At 70.9% G+C, this 17,587-nt stretch carries 9 protein-coding genes and 1 pseudogene; 1 reads left to right on the top strand and 9 read right to left on the bottom strand.

Annotated features, from left to right (window positions below):
- Positions 1-89 precede the first annotated feature (89 nt).
- Genes ACZ7GZ_RS39435 through ACZ7GZ_RS39395 form a run of 9 tightly spaced genes read right to left on the bottom strand, consistent with a single transcriptional unit; the run spans position 90 to position 15,787 of the window.
- Positions 90-980 carry a TIGR03621 family F420-dependent LLM class oxidoreductase gene (locus ACZ7GZ_RS39435; protein WP_471032145.1) on the bottom strand — a complete coding sequence of 297 codons (891 nt, stop codon included), beginning with the start codon at positions 978-980 and terminating at the stop codon, positions 90-92.
- Positions 977-3,973 carry a condensation domain-containing protein gene (locus ACZ7GZ_RS39430; RefSeq protein WP_471032143.1) on the bottom strand — a complete coding sequence of 999 codons (2,997 nt, stop codon included), beginning with the start codon at positions 3,971-3,973 and terminating at the stop codon, positions 977-979. The genes ACZ7GZ_RS39435 and ACZ7GZ_RS39430 overlap by 4 nt, the downstream gene beginning before the upstream one ends.
- A 6-nt stretch (positions 3,974-3,979) precedes the next feature.
- On the bottom strand, positions 3,980-5,590 hold the full coding sequence (locus tag ACZ7GZ_RS39425; RefSeq protein ID WP_471032142.1) for an amino acid adenylation domain-containing protein: 1,611 nt from the start codon (positions 5,588-5,590) through the stop codon (positions 3,980-3,982).
- A complete protein-coding gene (locus ACZ7GZ_RS39420) occupies positions 5,584-5,781 on the bottom strand; it encodes an MbtH family protein (protein WP_471032139.1) in 198 nt (65 codons plus the stop codon). Before ACZ7GZ_RS39420 ends, ACZ7GZ_RS39425 begins: the two co-directional genes overlap by 7 nt.
- A gap of 59 nt (positions 5,782-5,840) precedes the next feature.
- Positions 5,841-6,617: a thioesterase II family protein gene (locus tag ACZ7GZ_RS39415; RefSeq protein ID WP_471032137.1), complete on the bottom strand. Its 777-nt coding sequence runs from the start codon at positions 6,615-6,617 to the stop codon at positions 5,841-5,843.
- On the bottom strand, positions 6,614-9,796 hold the full coding sequence (locus tag ACZ7GZ_RS39410; protein WP_471032134.1) for a non-ribosomal peptide synthetase: 3,183 nt from the start codon (positions 9,794-9,796) through the stop codon (positions 6,614-6,616). The genes ACZ7GZ_RS39415 and ACZ7GZ_RS39410 overlap by 4 nt, the downstream gene beginning before the upstream one ends.
- Entirely contained in the window at positions 9,793-12,243 is a 2,451-nt protein-coding gene (locus tag ACZ7GZ_RS39405) for a beta-ketoacyl synthase N-terminal-like domain-containing protein (RefSeq protein WP_471032132.1), read from the bottom strand. The genes ACZ7GZ_RS39410 and ACZ7GZ_RS39405 overlap by 4 nt, the downstream gene beginning before the upstream one ends.
- Positions 12,240-15,500, bottom strand: coding sequence for a non-ribosomal peptide synthetase (locus ACZ7GZ_RS39400; protein ID WP_471032131.1), 3,261 nt, complete (start codon positions 15,498-15,500; stop codon positions 12,240-12,242). The genes ACZ7GZ_RS39405 and ACZ7GZ_RS39400 overlap by 4 nt, the downstream gene beginning before the upstream one ends.
- The gene (locus tag ACZ7GZ_RS39395; protein ID WP_471032128.1) at positions 15,497-15,787 is read right to left on the bottom strand and encodes a phosphopantetheine-binding protein; all 291 of its coding nucleotides are present in this window, start codon (positions 15,785-15,787) and stop codon (positions 15,497-15,499) included. The genes ACZ7GZ_RS39400 and ACZ7GZ_RS39395 overlap by 4 nt, the downstream gene beginning before the upstream one ends.
- Positions 15,788-15,919: 132 nt before the next feature.
- Here ACZ7GZ_RS39395 and ACZ7GZ_RS39390 point away from each other — a divergent pair.
- A pseudogene (locus ACZ7GZ_RS39390) lies at positions 15,920-16,271 on the top strand (transposase); the annotation flags it as partial.
- Between the last annotated feature and the right edge of the window lie 1,316 nt (positions 16,272-17,587).

The raw sequence follows: 17,587 nt of genomic DNA, 5'->3' as shown, positions 1-17,587 counted from the left end.
GAACACCACCGCAACGACCAGGAGCCTCGTCTCGTCACCCCACACCGCTGACCTGCACCTTCACCCCAGCAGGACAGGATGAAAACGGTTCACTGGCCCGAGAGGAGCTCGATCACGGGCGCGAAGCCAGCCATCGCCGGTTCGTGTACGCAGATCGAGGAGATGCCGTACCGCTCCCGGCGGGCGATCAGCGTGGCCGCGATGTCCTCCGGGGATCCGAGGAGCACCGTGGGTACCTCCGGGAGGTCGTGGGCCTCCCGGAGATGCGGGGCACGCCGCCGTAGTGTGTCGATCGCCCGCTGCCGGTCCGCCGCGACGAGGACGGCCTGGACCAGGATGTTGCGTTCGATCGACGCTGCCCGGTCTCCTGCCGCCGCCTCGAAGAACGCGACCCGTTCGGCCATGGCGTCCGCGCCCGCGAGGTTCGCGGTTGCCGCGGTGGCTCCCGCGAAGGCGACGACGTCGGCGTGCGCGGCGGCCAGCCGGAGCACCTTGTCACCGTGGCCGCCGATGATCAGCCGCGGTGGCTCAACCGCCCGTGACCAGCCGAGCAGGCTCGGATCGTCGATGATCCGCCGAAGCTCTGCCACCGTCTCCGCCAGCCGGCGCACGCGCCCTCCGGCACTCGTCCAGGGGATGCCGGCCGTGTCGAACTCGTCCTTCGCGTGTCCCGCGCCGAGGCCCACATCCAGCCGGCCGCCGGTGACCAGCTGCGTCGTGAGAACCTCGCGCGCGAGCAGCACCGGATTGTAGAACCCGGAGTTGAGCACGTACGTGGCCAGGCGCGGCCGCTCGGTCACCGCTGCGGCGGCGACCAGAGCGGGGAACGGCGCGAGCACACCGAGATGATCGGGCACGACGATCAGGTCGTAGCCCAATGCCTCGGCTCGGCGGCACTTGTCCAGCCACGCCTGGCGCGTGGAGGCAGCGGTGAGGTTGACGCCGAAGCGGAACGGACGGGGGGCGGTGTCGGTGGTCACGCCGTCACCTCGACCCCGGTCGGGGGGAGCACACATACAGGTTCTTTCAGGGCAGCGGACAGTTGGTCGGACAGCAGCGAGCTCACCGTGGCCGCCAGGTCGGCGGCCACGGCCCGGTCGACCTGATCCCCTCGGTAGGCCAGGCTGCCGCGCAGGGTCCCGTCGCAGGTGACGGTCGTCGTAACGGTCACGGGCACCTTGCTGTCGGCATCGATGCGGTCGCCGATCGCGAGCGGCGTCAGCCGTGCCGCGCCCAGATCCGTCGACCAGCCGGACTGGTCGACACTGTTGACCAGGACGTCCAGATACGGTGTCCGGCCCGGTGTGCGGGGCGGCCGCATCCGGCGTACGACGTTTTCGAACGGCACGTCTTGGTGGGCCATACCTGCGACGATCTCGTCACGCACCTGTCGCAGCAGCTCGGTCACCGTGGTCCGCGGGGTGCACCGCGTCCGGAGCAGCAGCGTGTTCATGCTCGGGCCGATCACATCGCGGTAGGCCGGCGGGCGGCCGCCCGCGACCGGGAAACCGAGTGTCAGGTCCCTGCGCCCGGTCTGCCGATGCAGGGCCACGGCGACCGCACAAGCCGTGATCATGAAATTGGAGACCTGGTGCTCGGCGCGGACAGGCGCCAGACGCGTCGTCAGGTCGGCCGGCAGGGTGAGCGTGAACCGGCCGTGTGGCCCGGGCCGGTGCGGCGCAGGCAGGTCCAGCGTGCTGGGTGCGCCGTCGAGGCGCTGCCGCCAGAACTCCGCGTCGCCCGGCCGGTTCCGCGCCCAGAAGGCGACCAGGTCACCGTATTGACGCCGCGGGGCGACATCCGTCCTAGCCCGATGGCACTTGCGCAGCTCCCGCAGGAACACCGGAACCGACCCGCCGTCCAGCACCAGGTGGTGGACACACAACGAGAACGTCCGTCGGCCGCCGGGGCCCGTGTGAAGAGCAGCCCGGAGCAATCGGCCACCCGTGACCGAGAACGTTCGTGCGGCGGCCTCACCCCACGCCGCGACGGCACGGTCGAACTCGGCTTCCCCGGCGTCCTGGATGTCGACCTCGTCCAGGTCGGGCGTCCACGGCGGCAGCACCTTCAGGTGAGGCCTGCCATCCCGCTCGACGAAACCACTGCGCAGCAGTTCATGCCGGGCGACGAGGTCGGCGAGCGCGGCACGCAGCGCCGCGACGCCGATCGGGCCGTCCACCGCCCAGGACAGCGGCACGTGATAGCGGGCGTGCTCCGGGTCCATGCGCTGGGCCAGCCAGATCCCTTCCTGAAACGGGGAGGCGGGCACCGGGCCGGTACGATCGGGCGCGGCGCGCTTGTCGCCGCGCTCGGACATGCGTTGCTGAACGATGCCCGCGAGGTCGCACAGCCGCGGGCTGCCGAACAGGTCGGCCAGTGCCACGTCGACGTTCAGCCGCCGCGCGATCCGGTCGACGAGCGTCGTGGCCAGCAGCGAGTGGCCGCCCAGTTCGAAGAACGAGTCGGTCGCCGCCACGCACGGCAGGCCGAGCACGTCCTCCCACACGGCGGCGACCGCACTCAGGATCTCCGGGTCCACGTCGGGTGCGGATTCTGGCGCCGCGTCGGGCATCGGCACTGGTCCGCCGCGCGACGGTAGCGGTTCACCGAGTGGCGGCTCACTGACTGACAAGGAAGGAGACAGGTGGGCCGCGCCGTCCGCCACCGTGCCGTCCGGGCGCTCCACCATGTCGCGCAACAGGGAGAGGTAGTCGTCGGACAGACGCCGCAGCATCTCGTCGCCGAACCGGCCGTTCGGGTCCTTCCACACCATCGTGCTGCCGGCGCTGTCCTCACGCAGCATGACGGTCAGCGCGTAGTCGGCGACGTCTAGTACGTCGATCACCTCCAGTCGACAGGCGCCCTCGGGAGCGGCGAGTTCGATGTCGCGCACGTCCAAGCGGTCGTCGATGGTCCCGTTCCAGTACTGGAACACCGTCTCGTGGGTGCGCGCGTGCGCTCCGGGACCGGTCAGTGACGCGGCGCGCAGCAATGCGGGAAGCGGCAGGGCGTGATGGGCCAGCACCTCACGCACATGGCTGCGGAAGCCGATCAGGTAGTCCCGGTACGTCTGCGATCCGCTCGGCCGTGGCCGGAACGGCAGCACATTGACGAAGTACCCGACGCGGTGCCTCAGAGCCGGATCGGTCCGTCCGTGGTACGGCGCGGACACGATCGGGTCGTCATGACCGGCGTGGTGGCGCAGCATGAGGGAGAACGCCGCGAACATCACCGTGAAGTACGACGCCCGGATCTCACCAGCCAGGTCCCGCACCCGCGCCTCCAGTTCCTGGCCGATGCCGAGGCTCAGTAAGTGGAACTCACCATCAGTCAGTTGACGACGACTCGTCAGTGTCTGCCGTCCGATCGGTTCGGCGAGCAGTTCGCGCCAGAAGGCACGGTCGTCGGCACCCTCAGGCCCGTCGCACGACGCGCGGCCCCGGCGTACCGCGATCTGAAGGGGAGCCAGGTCGTCCACCGCGTCGAGGTCCTGGCCCGCGTAGGCCCGCCGTAGGTCGAGCAGGAACGGCACCACGGACGTGCCGTCGAAGACGATGTGATGCACGACGAACAGCAGCACCGTGTAGTCCGGGCCGTGCAGGACCTCGAGGCGCGCCAGCGGCCCGTGACCGAGATCGAACGGCGTGCCGTGGGCGGCCGCGAGCACGGCCTTCTCGCGGCCGCCGGTCACGGCACGCTCGATCACCGGGATCGGCTCGGCGTCGCCCCAGGTCAGCCGGGCGCCCGTGGGGTCGGCGACCACACGGCCGCGCAGCATCGGGTGCCGCGCCCCGAGTGCGGCGACGGCCCGGCGCAGGCGTGGCATCGCCAGTTCGCCTCTCACCGCGAACGCGTACGGCAGCACATGCGTCGGCGCGGTGGGGGCGACCTGCCAGCCGACCCACATGGCCTCCTGGTTGACCGACAGCGGGACGCTGTCCGGCGTCGCGGTGTTCAGCGGCACGTCAGCCATGGACGCTCACGCCCCGCTCAGTTGCTCGGCGACCGCGCGGCGGTCGGTTTTGCCCGATGCGTTCAGCGGCAGCGCTGGCAGGTGCGCGAAGCGCGCCGGCACCATGAACGAAGGAAGCCGGGTCCTCGCCCGGGCGACGAGGCGCTGGTTGAGTTCCTGCGGCCGGACGCCCTGCGCGGCCGTGTAGCAGGCCACGAGAATCCGCTCCCCGATGCGGCTGTCGACCGGCACGACCACGAGCTCGCCGACGCCCTCGGTCGCGCGCAGCACCGTCTCGACCTCGCCCGCCTCGATCCGATAGCCGTTGATCTTGACCTGGTCGTCCGCGCGTCCGGCGAACTCCAGAGTCCCGTCCGGATGCAGCACCGCCAGGTCGCCGGTGCGGTAGAGGCGGCGCGGCACTTCGTCCTGGCTGCCGCACTCCGGATACCGCTGGGAGGTCAGAGCGGGCCGCCCGACGTAGCCGATCGCCAGCTGGTCGCCCGCGAGGTACAGCTCGCCGATCTCACCGGGCGCGGCGGGCTTGCCGTCCTCGGTCATCAGCAGGGCCGTCGTGCCGGCGAGAGGCCGGCCGATCGTGCGGGCGGGGTCCGGCGAGCAGCCTTCCCGGGTGAGGTCGGCCTCCGTGAGGTGGTGGAACGTCGAGAAGACCGTGGCCTCGGTGACGCCGTACATGTTCACGAAGGCTGTGGTCCCGCCATTGACGGTCCGCCAGTCGCGCACTGCCTGAAGGTCGACGCTCTCGCCGCCGAAGATCACGTAGCGCAATTCGGGTGCGGGCTCCTGGGCCGCGAGAGCGGCCCGGGACAGGTACCGGAAGACCGAGGGCACCTGGTTGAGCACCGTGACGCCCTGCTCGACGATCAGCTCCAGGGTCGACTCCGGCGACCGCGCCACATCCGTCGGTACGACGATCAGCGCGGCGCCCCGGCTCAGCGCGCCCCATATCTCCCACACCGAGAAGTCGAAGCAATGGGAATGGAACATCGTCCAGACGTCGTCGGACGTCAAATCGAAGACCTCGTCGCAGGCCTCGAGCAGCGCCATCACCGCGCGGTGCGGCACGTCGACTCCCTTGGGCCGGCCACTGGAGCCGGAGGTGTAGATGACGTACGCGGGGTCCTCCGGCGTGACCGGCACCGCAGGCAGTGCCGATGGTGGCCCTGCCGCGGTTTCCCGCCCTTCGAGGAGCGTGTCCGTCACTTCGAGGGCGGTCACGCCGGGCACGACGAGCCCGGCGTCGGTGCCGGGATCCGTCAGCAGCAGGCCGAGTCCACTGTCCTCGGCCATGAACCTCACGCGGTCCGCCGGGTACCCCGGATCCAGCGGCACGTAAGAGCAGCCGGCCTTGAAGACCGCCAGGATCGCGGCCACCACGTGCGGCCCGCGCCGCAGATACAGGCCCACGCGGCCGCCCGCCCCCGGCATCAGCGCGCGGATCGCCGCCGCCAGCCGATCCGACATCCCGGCCAGTTCGCTATACGACACAACCCGGCCGACGCCCTCGACGTCGATGAGGGCCGGTGCGTCCGGCCCGCGGACGGCCTGGGCGGTGAACAGATCGAGCAGACAGGGCGCCGCGGACTGGGCTTGCGAGGGCTCTCCGTTGGTCACCATCGGACGCCCTCCTCCCGCGTCGGGCGCAGGTCGGTCCAGACCTGGGCGATATGGGTGAGGCAGTCGAGGCGCCGGCCGGTGAACCCGGTCTGCCACCAGCCGGCCGGGGCGGTCAGGTCGACCGGCCAGATCGAGTGTTGGCCGCGGTCATTGCGCACCACGGCGAAGCGACGCTCGTCGTCGTCGAACATGGGATCTCGGTTCTCTCGTTCAGAAGTTCAGAGGTTCAGAAATGCGACTGCTCGGCAGCTCAGTTGCGCAGTGAGGGAGCGCGCAGCAGGCCGACCAGGTCGGCCACGAGTGCGGTCGCGCCGGTACCGGTGAGAAAGAAGTGGCCGCCGGGAAACCAGCGCAGCCGGAACGTGCCTCCGGCCTGATCCCGCCATGCCTCGATCTCCGGTCCGGTCACCAGCGGATCGGCTCGGCCGCCGTACACGTGCAGGGGTAGCGGGAGCGCCGGACCGGCGAGGCAGCGGTACGTGCGGTCCAGTTCGAGGTCCGCGCGCAGGACGGGCAGGAGCATGCGGCGGATCTCCGGGTCCCGCAAGGCGGAGCCGGGAGTCGCGCCGAGCGATTCGACGAACGAGACCAGCCGCTCCGGCGTGGCCTCCTCGGGCTCGATGCCCGCCGATCCCAGCTGCGGCGCCTTGTGCGCCGCCACGCCGAGAGCGATCAGGTTGCCGTCTTCCGGCCCGGCCACTAGGCGCCGCGCCACCTCGAACGCGATCAGTGCGCCGAGGCTGTGCCCGAACAGAACGGTCGGCAGCCCAGGCTCCTCCCGCACGGCCGCGGCGACGGCGTCGGCCAGCGGGTTCATCCGCTCGATGGGCGTCTCCCGCAACCGCGCTCCGCGGCCGGGCAATTGCACGACCGAGACGGCGACGTCGTCTGGCACCAGTGTGGTCCACGGGTGGAACATCGCGGCCGTACAACCCGCCCCCGGCACGCACAGCAGCCGGGCCGTGGGCGTGGCCCGGGGCGGGAAGCGCAGCAGCCAGCGGCCGGTACCTGCCGTGGCGGCGGTCATCGCCCGGCCTCGTGTCGCAGATGCGTGGCCAGCTCGCGCACGCTCGGGTACCGGAACACGTCGCCGATGCCGATGGGCATGCCCGCGTCGGTGGCGCGCTGGGCGATCCGGGCACACTGCAGGGAGTCGCCGCCGAGCTCGAAGAAGTCGTCGGTGACGCCGACCTCGGCGAGACCGAGCACCCCGGCCCATATCTCCGCCAGCAGCCGCTCTGTGCCGTCGGCAGGGGCGGCCCGGCCGCCGAGGTCCACATCAGGCGCGGGCTTCGGGAGGGCGGTCCGGTCCACCTTTCCGCTTGTGGTCAGCGGCAGTTCCGGCAGCATCATGACGTGCCGCGGCACCATGTAGTCCGGCAGCCCGTCCCGCAGCAGAGCCTGGACCTCGTCCTTCATGTGTTCCGCGTCCGTGTGGCCGTCGGCCGCCACGAGGTACAGCGCGAGCTGGGGTTCGGCCCCGTCGACGCTGGTCGCATGCACCGCGGCGGCGGCGACCGACACGTGGGCCCGGGCCAGGTTCTCGATCTCGCCCGGCTCGATCCTGAAACCACGGATCTTGAGCTGCTGGTCGGTCCGGCCGAGGTAGTCCAACGCCGCGTCCGCCCGCCAGGCGACCAGGTCGCCCGTGCGGTACAAGCGCTCGCCGGGCCTGTCGGCGTACGGGTGCGGAACGAATCGATCCGCGGTCAGGTCCGGTCGGCTCAGGTAACCGCGTGCCAACGGGACGCCGCCGAGGTAGAGCTCGCCGGGGACGCCGATCGGACAGGGGTTGAGCCGCCGGTCCAGGACGTAGACCTCGGCTCCGGCCAGCGGTCGGCCGATCGGGACGCCGGTCCCGTGCGTGACGCCGGTCTGGCACGGCTGGTCGTCTTTGACGCCGCAGTCCCATTCGGTGACCTCGATCGAGGCCTCCGTCGGCCCGTACATGTTGACCAGGCGCGCGCTCGGCAGGCGTTCGAGACACCGGTCGCGAACCGCCGCGGTGAGCATCTGACCGCTGCACAGGACACGCCGCAGCGAGGCGCACCGGTGCAGATCCGGGCGATCGAGGAAGACTTCGAGCATCGGGGGCACGAAATGCACCGAGGTGACCGACTCCCGTTCGATCACATCGACGAGGTAGCCCGGGTCACGGTGTCCGCCCGGCTCGGCCATGACGAGTCGGGCTCCGACCGTGAGCGGCCACAGCAGTTCGCAGACCGAGACGTCGAAGGTGTACGGGGTCTTGTGCAGGACCCGGTCCTCAGCGGTCAGTTGCTGCGTGTGCTGCATACACGCGACCCGGTTCGCCAGACCGTGGTGGGCGACCGCGACGGCCTTGGGCCTGCCGGTCGACCCGGACGTGTAGATCACATAGGCCAGGTCCTCGGGATGTGCCGTCCAGGGCCGGTCGGGCACGGCGTCGGCGGGAGCATCGGCGTCGTCGATCGCGAGGGCTGTCAGGTCCGGATCTTCGACGCCGGACAGGTGATGCCCGGCGGCGGTGAGGAGATGGGTGGCACCCGCGTCGCGCAGCATGCCGGCACGTCGCGCGGGCGGGTCGTCCGGCGATAGGGGCAGATAGGCCGAGCCGGTGGCCAGGACGGCCAGGACCGCTACCACGAGTGGGCAACCGCGGGGCAGGCAGATCCCGACGACCGCGTCGGGGCCGGCGCCGCCCACCGCGCGCAACCGCTCGGCCACGCCCTCCGCTCGCCGGACGAGCTCGGCATACGTCAGCCGGGTGTCGCCGTACACGACGGCGGTGGCGTCGGGGGCCCGCAGGGCCTGCAAGCGGATCCGCTCCTGGACCGGGACATCCCATGGATGCACCGGTGCGGTGCGCGACCAATCGTTCAGCAGGACGTCCCGCTGCCGTTCGTCCAGCATGGGCAGCGCTGCGATGGGTGTGTCCGGTGCGTCGACGGCGGCCCGCACCAGCGTGTCGAACTCATCGGCCATCCGTTCGATGCTCGCCGCGTCGAACAACTCGGTGCGGTACCGGAACGTCACGCTGGTGGTGCCTTCGCCGTCCGGGCGCACGTCGAGCCAGAGGTCGGTGAAGGCCGTTGTCGTGGGCACGGGCACCAACTCGACGGAAAGGCCGGGCAGTTCGGGCAGTGTGAGCGGCTGCTGCAGCGAGAACATCACCTGGAACAGCGGATCGTGTCCGGCGGCGCGGTCGAGACCGGAGCCGGCCACGATGAGCTCCAGCGGCACGTCCTGATCGCGGAAGGCGTCCAGAACGGTACGGCGCACCCGGCTCAGCACGGTCTCGAACGTCGGATCCTCCGACAGGTCCACCCGCAGTGGCAGCGTGTTGACGAACATGCCGATCAGGGGCCGGAGGTCCGCGCGCGTGCGGCCGGCGCTGGGGCTGCCGATCACTACGTCGTCCGTGCCGGCCAACCGTGCCATCAGCACGGAGAACCCGGCCAGCAGCACCATGAACGGCGTCGCTCGGTGCCGCCGCGCGAGCCGCGCGACCCGGTCCCACAGGCCAGGATCCAGCGGCCGGTCGGCCGAGGCTCCGGCACATCCCTGAGTCGCCGGACGGGGGAACGCGGTCGGCAGGGCCAGCAGGCCCGGCGCACCGGCCAGCCGCTCGGTCCACCGTGCGAGCCCGGCCTGGTGCGCCGGGTCGTCCGCCTCGCGCCGCTGACGCTCGGCGTGCTCGCCGAGCCGCAGCGGGAGCGGCTCCAGCTCGATCGGCCGGCCCGCACGGTGCGCGGCGTAGCGCGCCGAGAGCTCACACAGGAACTCCCCGGCCGACCAGCCGTCCCACACGCTGTGGTGGGCCACGACGGTGAAGATGTGCTCGTCACGCGCGCAGCGAAGCAGATCGAAGCGGACCAGCGGGCCGCGCGCCAGATCGAAGCCCCGCCCACTCGCCTCACGGAGGAATTCCTCGGTACACGCCTGACGATCGGCGGCGGGAAGCCCGGACAGGTCCTGGAACCCGAGCTCACCTGTGAACTCGTCATCGACCACCTGGAAGGGCTCACCGTCCACGGCACGGAACGTAGTGCGCAGCGCGTCGTGGCGGGTCCCGATCCCCCGCAGTGCGACCTCGAGGGAGGCCTGGTCCAGCTCGCCGCGCAGGCGCATCGCGGCGTAGAGGTTGTACGCGCCGTTGCCGTTGTGGAGCCGGTCGAGCAGCCATAACCTGCGCTGGGCGAACGACGTGGGCCACTGCGTCGTCACGATGCCTCCGCCGCGGCCTCGGCGATCAGACCCTCGATGACCAGGGACAGGTCCGGCACGGCCGGCGTGTCGAACACCACGTCGACCGGAGGCGTCACCCCGAAGGTCTCCTCGATCAGAGCGACGAGCTGCACCGCGGCCAGTGAGTCGCCGCCCAGCTCGAAGAAGTCCGCACTCTCGTCCCCGGCCCCGAGCACCTGCTGGAACAGCACGCTCAAGCGCTCGGCGACGGACTGTGGCCGCTGCGTCGACTGCGCAGATCCCGCGGTCTCGGCCGGAGTGGCCTGCTCGTCGCCGGCCACGTCCGTCGTCTCGACGGGGATCGGGGCGGCCGGCCGGATCGCGACGTGCCGGCGCTCGAACGGATACGTCGGCAGAGGCACCCGGCGGCGACGCGTGCCGCGTGCCACGGCCCGCCAGTCCACCGGCACCCCGGCCTGCCACAACCGCCCGGCCGCCGCCAGCAGGGCCGCCACGGCACCGCCGGGACCGGTCTCCGGCAGGTCCACCACCAGAGAGCCGGCCTCCTCGGCACGGCTCGGCACCTCGACCGCCTTCTCCTCGCCCTCCTGCCCGCGAAGCAGGCGAGCGGCCGTCGCGAGGTCGATCGCACCGGACCGGCAGGCGACAACCAGCTCACCGGCACCGTCTGCGTGCCACGAGTCGGGCCGTACACCCCAGTCCTGCCACAGCTGCACCAGCGCGTACCGCAGTGTGAACAGCGCGGCGGGCTCGCCGTCGTGACCGCTCAGCGCCGCGGCGCACTCGTCCGCCGCCACCCGGAAGACCGGGAACACGGCCGCCAGTTCGTCGAGCAGCACACGAGCCGGCACATCCGTGCCGGGCAGGCGGAAGAGCACCGACGGTTCCGCGGCCGTGACCGCGCCCCGGCCGGTCGACGGCGCACCCGCCAGCGCCGCTGAGGCGGACTCGTGGTCGGCGCATACGACGAAGCGCCGGTAGGGGAACGCCTGACGGCCCGTCTGCAGCGTGTGGGCGACGTCGGCGATCGGCTGGTCGGGATGCCGAGCCAGGTGCGCGGCGAGCCGTTCGGCCATCGCGTCCAGCGCCGTCGGCGTGCGGGCCGCCAGCGGAAGGACGTGGACGGGCCACGGGTCGGGCTCCGCGGTGCGCCGCGGGGCCTCCTGCAGCACCACGTGGGCGTTGGTGCCACCGATGCCGAACGAGCTCACGCCGGCGCGGCGCGGCCGGTCGTCAGCCGCGGTCCAGTCGACCCCGGCCGTCGGCACGGTGAACGGTCCCGAGGCGAAGTCGACGCGCGGGTTGGGCTCCGTGAAGTGCAAGTTGCCCGGCACGAACCGGTTCTCCAGCGCCAGCGTCGCCTTGATCAGACCCGCCACGCCCGCCGCGGTGTCCGTGTGGCCGATATTGGACTTCACCGCGCCGAGCATGACGCTGCCCGGGCGGGTAGAGGGTGAGGTAAAGGCCTTGGTCAGTGCGGCCACCTCGATCGGATCGCCGACGGGCGTGCCGGTGCCGTGCGACTCGACGTAGCCGATGCTCTCCGGAGTGACACCCGCGACCGTGTGCGCCAGGCGGATCACCTCGGTCTGGCCGCGCAGGCCGGGCGCGGTGTACCCGGCGCGGTCACGGCCGTCGTTGTTCACCGCGGAGCCGATCAGCACCGCGTGCACGGTGTCGCCGTCGTCGAGCGCGTCCTGCAGGCGGCGCAGCACCACGATGCCGGCTCCGTCCCCGGCGACGATGCCCTTCGCGTCGGCGGAGAAGGTACGGCAGCGGCCGTCCGGCGACATGGTGCCGCCCTCCTGGTAGCGGTAGCCGACCTGGGGCAGCCGGATGGTGATCCCGCCGGCGAGCGCCATGTCGCAGTCCCCTGCCAGCAGCGCCCGGGCCGCCTCGTGCACCGCGACGAGGGACGACGAACAGGCCGTCTGCACGGTGACGCCGGGGCCGGTCAGGCCGAGCCGGTAGGAGACCTGGGTGCACAGGTGCTCGGGCTCATTGGCGATCGTCGCGGCCATCACGTCCACACCGGGCAGCAGGTCCGGCCGTTCGAGCACGATCCGGCCGTAGCCGTTGCGGCCGGCACCCGCGTACACGCCCACCGGGCCCGGTACGTCACCCGGGTGGTATCCGGCCCGCTCCAGGGCCTCCCACGCGCACTCCAGGAACATCTGCTGCTGGGGGTTGAGCACGGCCGCGTCCCGGGGCGTGCAGCCGAAGAACTCGGCGTCGAAGTCGCCGACACCGTCCACCAGTCCGTGCATCGCCACATGGCGCGGGTCCGCGGCCCATGCCTCATCCTCACCCCAGGACCGGCGTTCCTCGACCGGGATCGGCCGGACCGAGTCGACGCCGTCGACCAGGTTTGCCCAGAACTCCTCGGGGCTGTTGGCCCCTGGCAGTCGGCAGGCCATGCCGATGACGGCGATGTGGGTGTCGACATCGAGGTCTAAGTCGTTCATCGTGTTTTCGTCTCCGCCTGACGGTTCCTGGCGCGCAGCGCCCGGAGCCGTGCTGTGCCTTGTCTGAGTTTCTCGGCCGCCTGTGCCGGCCCTTGTGCTTGTGGCGGCGCCGGCGCCGCACCGTGGGCGGCAGCCGTGCCGTCCAGGTGCCGGGCGAGTGAAGCCACGGTCGGGTGTTCGTAGAGGTCGACGATGGGTACGGTCCGCTCCAGGCGGGCGGCGAGCTGCTTCTGCACGGCCACGAGCCGCATGGAGTGTCCGCCGACGTCGAAGAAGTTGTCGTCGACGCCGATCGCCGCGTGACCGAGCACGTCGGCCCAGACCTCGGCGACCGTGCGTTCCATGGGGGTCCGGGGCAGCCGGCCCACCGGGGCCGGCGCGCCGGCCGGCAGGGCCGCTCGGTCGATCTTGCCGTTCATGGTGCGCGGGAAGGAATCCAGTACCACGAACCGCTGCGGCACCATGTACGTCGGCAGCCGCCGGCCGAGCAGCTCGCGCATGGCCGCCGCGTCGAGCGGGCGGGCCGCTGTGTCCGGCCCGGCCGGTACGACGTAGGCCACCAGCTGCGGATCGGTGCCCGCGGCCGCGACCGGTTCGACCAGGGCCTCGGCGATCCCCGGCAGATCGAGCACGGCTTGCTCGATCTCGCCCGGCTCGATCCTGAATCCCCGGATCTTCACCTGCCGGTCGGTGCGGCCGAGGAAGTCCAGCCTGCCGTCCGAACGCCAGCGGACGCGGTCGCCGGTGCGGTAGAGACGCGCCCCCGGCTCGGTGCCGTAAGGATCGGGGACGAACCGCTCCGCCGTCAGATCCGGCCGGCCGAGATAACCCCGGGCCACGCACGGCCCGCCGAGGTACAGCTCACCCGGCACACCGGCCGCACTCGGCTTCATGTCCGCATCGAGGACGTAGGAGGTGACGCCGCTGACCGGCCGCCCGATCGACGGCAGATCCGAGGCGTGCGGCCCGGTGGACACGGTGCCCGCGGTCGCACAGACCGTGCACTCGGTCGGGCCATACGCGTTCACCAGGCGGAACGGCAGCGACGCGGTGACCGGGGGGAGCCGGTCGCCACCGGCCAGCATGAAACGCAGCGGCACCTCGGCCGGCCAGTCGAGCTGCGCGAGCTCGATGGCCAGCGGGGTGGGCAGCACCATGCCGGTGACCTCGCGTTCCAGGAGCCAGTCCCGCAGCTGCAGCGGGTCCAGCAGGGCCGGCGCCGGGGGGATCTCCAGCGTGGCGCCGGTGGTGAGGGCAACCCACGTGTCCAGCACTGCCGCGTCGAAGCCGGGTGCGGCCAGCAGGGCCGTACGATCGCCGGGCCCGAGGCCGAACTCGGCGCGGTACCAGTCGAGCACCCCGCTCAGCGAACCGTGCTCGACCATCACACCCTTCGGGCGTCCGGTGGAGCCAGATGTGTAGATCACGTAGGCGAGGTCGGCCGGGTCGCTCCCGGGCTCCGGTGGTTCACCGGCGATGCCCTCCGTCAGGAGCTCATCGAGCGTGCGCACGGCAGCGCCGCTGTCGGCGAAAGCCTCGGCGTGCTCCCGGTCGGTGATCACCAGCGCGGGGCGGGCCTCGCTCACGACGGCGGTCAGCCGGCCCGCCGGGTGTGCCGGATCGAGCGGCAGATAAGCAGCCTGCGCCTTGAGGATGCCCAACTGCGCCGTGACCAGGCCCACGCCGCGGGGCAGGCATGTGGCCACCACGGCCTGCCGTGGCACCTCCCGCGAGCGCAGTGCGCCGGCGACCAGGTTCGCGTCCCCGTTGAGCTCGCCGTAGCTCACCGACCGCACACCGGCGCGCACGGCCGGCGCGTCGGGGCGCGCGCTGGCCTGCCGTTCGAAAGCGTGGTCCACCCGGCCGGTCGTTCCGGGGCCGCCCGCGGACCACTCGGCCAGCAGGGCGCGCTCCTCGTCAGGACCCAGCAGACGCAGCCGCGAGACGCGCTTGTCCGGCGTCGCGACAGCGTCCGACAGCAGTGTGCGGTAGCGCTCGGCCAGACGCAGGGCGGTCGCGTCGTCGAACACCGCCTTCTGGTAGCCGAACGCACTGCGTGCCCGCTCACCGAGCCACTCCACGTGCAGCGTGAGCTCGAACTTCGCCGTGTCCATCGGCAGGCTGACGCGTGATGCGACCAGCCCGGAAAGACCGGAGCCGAGCGGCGCGGGCTCCTCGTAGGCGAAGACATTCTGGAAGACCGGGTGCCGCCCGCCCGCGCGCTTCGGCTGCAGCGCCTCCACCACCTGCTGGAACGGCAAGTCCTGATGCGCGTGCGCGGCTACGAAGGCATCGCGCACGCAGACGAGCAGCTCGGCGAACGTCGTCGATGCGTCGACGCGCACACGCATCGGCAGCATGTTGACGAAGAGCCCGACGACCCGCTCGACCTGAAGCGAAGTGCGTCCGCTGACGGGGACGCCGATCACGACATCGGTGTCCCCGGTGATCCGGTGCAGCAGCGCCGCGTACGCGGCCAGGAACGTGAGGAATCGCGTCACCCGGTGGCTACGGCCGAGAGCCTGAATGTCCGAGCACAGCGACGCATCGAGATCTGCACCGCGCACCCCGCCCGCGTAGCCGACCGCGCGGTGCGGCCGGTCGCCGACGAGTGAGGAGTACGGCGGGGCACCGTCCAGCTGGCCGCGCCAGAAGTCCAGCGCGTCGCGGCCCCTGGCCCCCGCGAGCATGGCGCCCTCGGCCCGCACGTGTTCTCCGTACTGTACGGGCGGTTCGAGTACCGGGTCGGGCTCGCCGTCGACAGTGGCGTTGTAGAACGCCGCCAGCTCCTGATCGATGATGCCCAAGGACCAGCCGTCGACCACGATGTGGTGGATCGCCAGCACGAGCACGTGGTCGTCGGGAGCGACCCGGATCACCGTGGGCCGGAACACCGGACCATTCACCAGATCGAACGGGGCGAGCGCTGTGGCGGACACCAGCGCCTGCAGCTCCGCCTCCCGTTCCGCGGCCGGCGTCGCGCTCAGGTCGATCACCACGGTCTCGACGGTGCGGTCGGTGATGCGCATCGCGGGAGCGCCGTCCACTGTCGGAAACACCGCGCGCAGCACCTGGTGCCGTTCGGCGAGGTGTGCGATGGCGTGGCGCAGCGCGGGAAGATCCAGAGGACCACGTAAGCGCGTGATCGCCGGCACGTTGTACTCGTCACCGTCCGGGCGCAACTGCCACAGGAACCACAGCCGTTCCTGTGCGGAGGACAGGGATAACGCTGGGGTGGGCTCGGTCTGTGCCTTCACGCCGCCGACCCTGGTGCAGCGCCGCCGGCCATGACGTACCCGGCGAGCCCGAGGACGGTGGGCCGTTCGAAGAACACGGACAGGGGCACCTCGACGCCCAGGGACCGGTAGATCCGGGAGCTGACTTGTGAGGCCGTCAGGGAGTGCCCGCCAAGAGCGAAGAAATCATCATCGTTCGCGATGTCGTCGAGTCGGAGCACCTCGGTGACGATCCGGGCTATCTCCTCCCGCACGGACGGCTCGGACGGCACGGCGCCGTCCGCGACTAAGGAGCCGCGCTCAGCCATCAGGTGGATTCCTCTTTTCGCGTATGTGATGTGTACCGCCGTCATGCGGCAGGTGAACCGAGATAAACACTCAGTGACAGCAGTTGCCAAATCTTGATCGCTGAGGTACAAGTTCCGGTCGAGAAACGCCACTTGGGGAGTGGGCGGCGGGGTTGGTTCGTTCCGGATGGTTTGTGGGAGTTGGTGAGACCGTTGCTGCCTGCTGCGAGGGTGTGACCGCAGGGCGGCGGGGTCGCGAACATGGATGATGAGGCGGTGTTCGCGGCGATCGTCTACGTGCTGGTCAGTGGTTGTGCCTGGCGGCACTGCCGCCGTGCTCCGGCGCGTTGAAGTCGGCCGTCCATCGTCGGCTTCTGATCTGGTCCAGAGCCGGGGGAGGGGGCCGGCTGCACCAGAAGGTTCTCCACCTCCTGGAGAACAGGGCCTGGCGGACTTCTTCCGCGCGGTCCTCGACTCGGCTCACGTCCGCGCGAAAAAGGGGGGACTGTGCCTCCCGGTCGGGGTGCTGCTTGCCTTCCAGGGTCTTGGCAGGTCAGGGAGGCTTCGGAGGTGTTGTAGCCGAAGGGCCGTTCCACAGCGGGGAAGAACTCCAGCAGCTGGCTCGCACGCGTCCGACCGGCCGGAGCGCCGGCCCCGGTACGGCTTGGACATGAGTGATGCCGAGTGGGCGCGGGTGCGGGATCTGCTGCCCGTGCCGGGATGGCTGGCGGGCAGGGGAGGGCGCGCGGAGGGCTACTGCCACCGGCAGATGATTGACGCGGGACGCGGCGCAGTCGCAGGGGCCGTCATGATGAGGGGTGTGTCGTCTCTGTATAGGTGGGTCGAGGGTCAGGGGCGGTGGTTGAAACTTCGTGGTGGGCCACTGCCGCCGACACCTGGCCCATTGGCGGCAAGCATCCAACGCGCCGCTCCCAGTTGTTGGGCCCGTCGCCCTGCCCCCCCCGTGGCGACGGGCCCAACCCGTGGTGGCAGGCCCGCGGATCCTTTCCAAGCTCAAGACAGGAGACGGCGCACGCCGGTGACAGGCCCGGAAGCCGCACGACTGCGGATGTGCGCATAGCTACGAGTCGCGGCCAGGCCAATGTGCCGGTCCGGCTCCCGAGAGTTGGCTGTGGCCCGTCGTCGAAGAGAGTCCGCAGGTGAGTCGCCCCTGACCGGGAACGGCGAGTCCGGGGCTTCACGCCGCCGAAGCATCCTTTCGAGCAGTGGTTCGGTACTCACTTTCGAAGGAACGCAACGACCGCGGTCGCATCGTCGATGTCGTATCCGCGGGCCGCGACCACTGTCGCGGCGGTGGGGGCACCGTTGCGGACACCGCCAGCGACCACACAGCCACAGCAGAGGCGCCGCAGTACGCATGAGGCGGTGAGCTGGGTCTGACGTTGATCCAACGTGACGGCTTTCGGTCGTGGCAGCGGTGGGGCCCCGCGTCATACACACCCGGAGACAAGGGTGAGTCTCGCGTGGTTCCGCCCCGCTCCCTGCCCATAGGGAGCCGGCATGGGAGCGGGGCCGTACCGGCTGCGCCGGTACGGCCCCTCACGTCGTTCTCACGTCCCGGAAACTCCCTCGATCGCCCGGCGCGAGCCGGCGACGCGGACCATGACTTACTGTCCGACACGCAAGTAACAGACGTTGATCATGTGACGCCTCTTCTGTGACTTAGCGCTGGATTCCTCAAACGGTGTACACATATCGGCGCCTAAGTGGGCGTTCAGGTATGCCTCATGCCGGTATGAGAGTTCTGTCGCTGTGCCAGTTTGAGGCCTTTCGACGTATCGATGCGACTCATCACTTCCA

The organism is Streptomyces sp. NPDC037288, from assembly GCF_055603265.1.
This window is presented reverse-complemented; position numbering and strand designations above follow the sequence as displayed.

Coding starts and splice junctions, on each gene's coding strand:
- ACZ7GZ_RS39430 (WP_471032143.1), bottom strand. CDS start 3,973: ATGGCTGACGTGCCGCTGAACACCGCGACGCCGGACAGCGTCCCGCTG.
- ACZ7GZ_RS39425 (WP_471032142.1), bottom strand. CDS start 5,590: ATGGTGACCAACGGAGAGCCCTCGCAAGCCCAGTCCGCGGCGCCCTGT.
- ACZ7GZ_RS39420 (WP_471032139.1), bottom strand. CDS start 5,781: ATGTTCGACGACGACGAGCGTCGCTTCGCCGTGGTGCGCAATGACCGC.
- ACZ7GZ_RS39415 (WP_471032137.1), bottom strand. CDS start 6,617: ATGACCGCCGCCACGGCAGGTACCGGCCGCTGGCTGCTGCGCTTCCCG.
- ACZ7GZ_RS39405 (WP_471032132.1), bottom strand. CDS start 12,243: ATGAACGACTTAGACCTCGATGTCGACACCCACATCGCCGTCATCGGC.
- ACZ7GZ_RS39395 (WP_471032128.1), bottom strand. CDS start 15,787: ATGGCTGAGCGCGGCTCCTTAGTCGCGGACGGCGCCGTGCCGTCCGAG.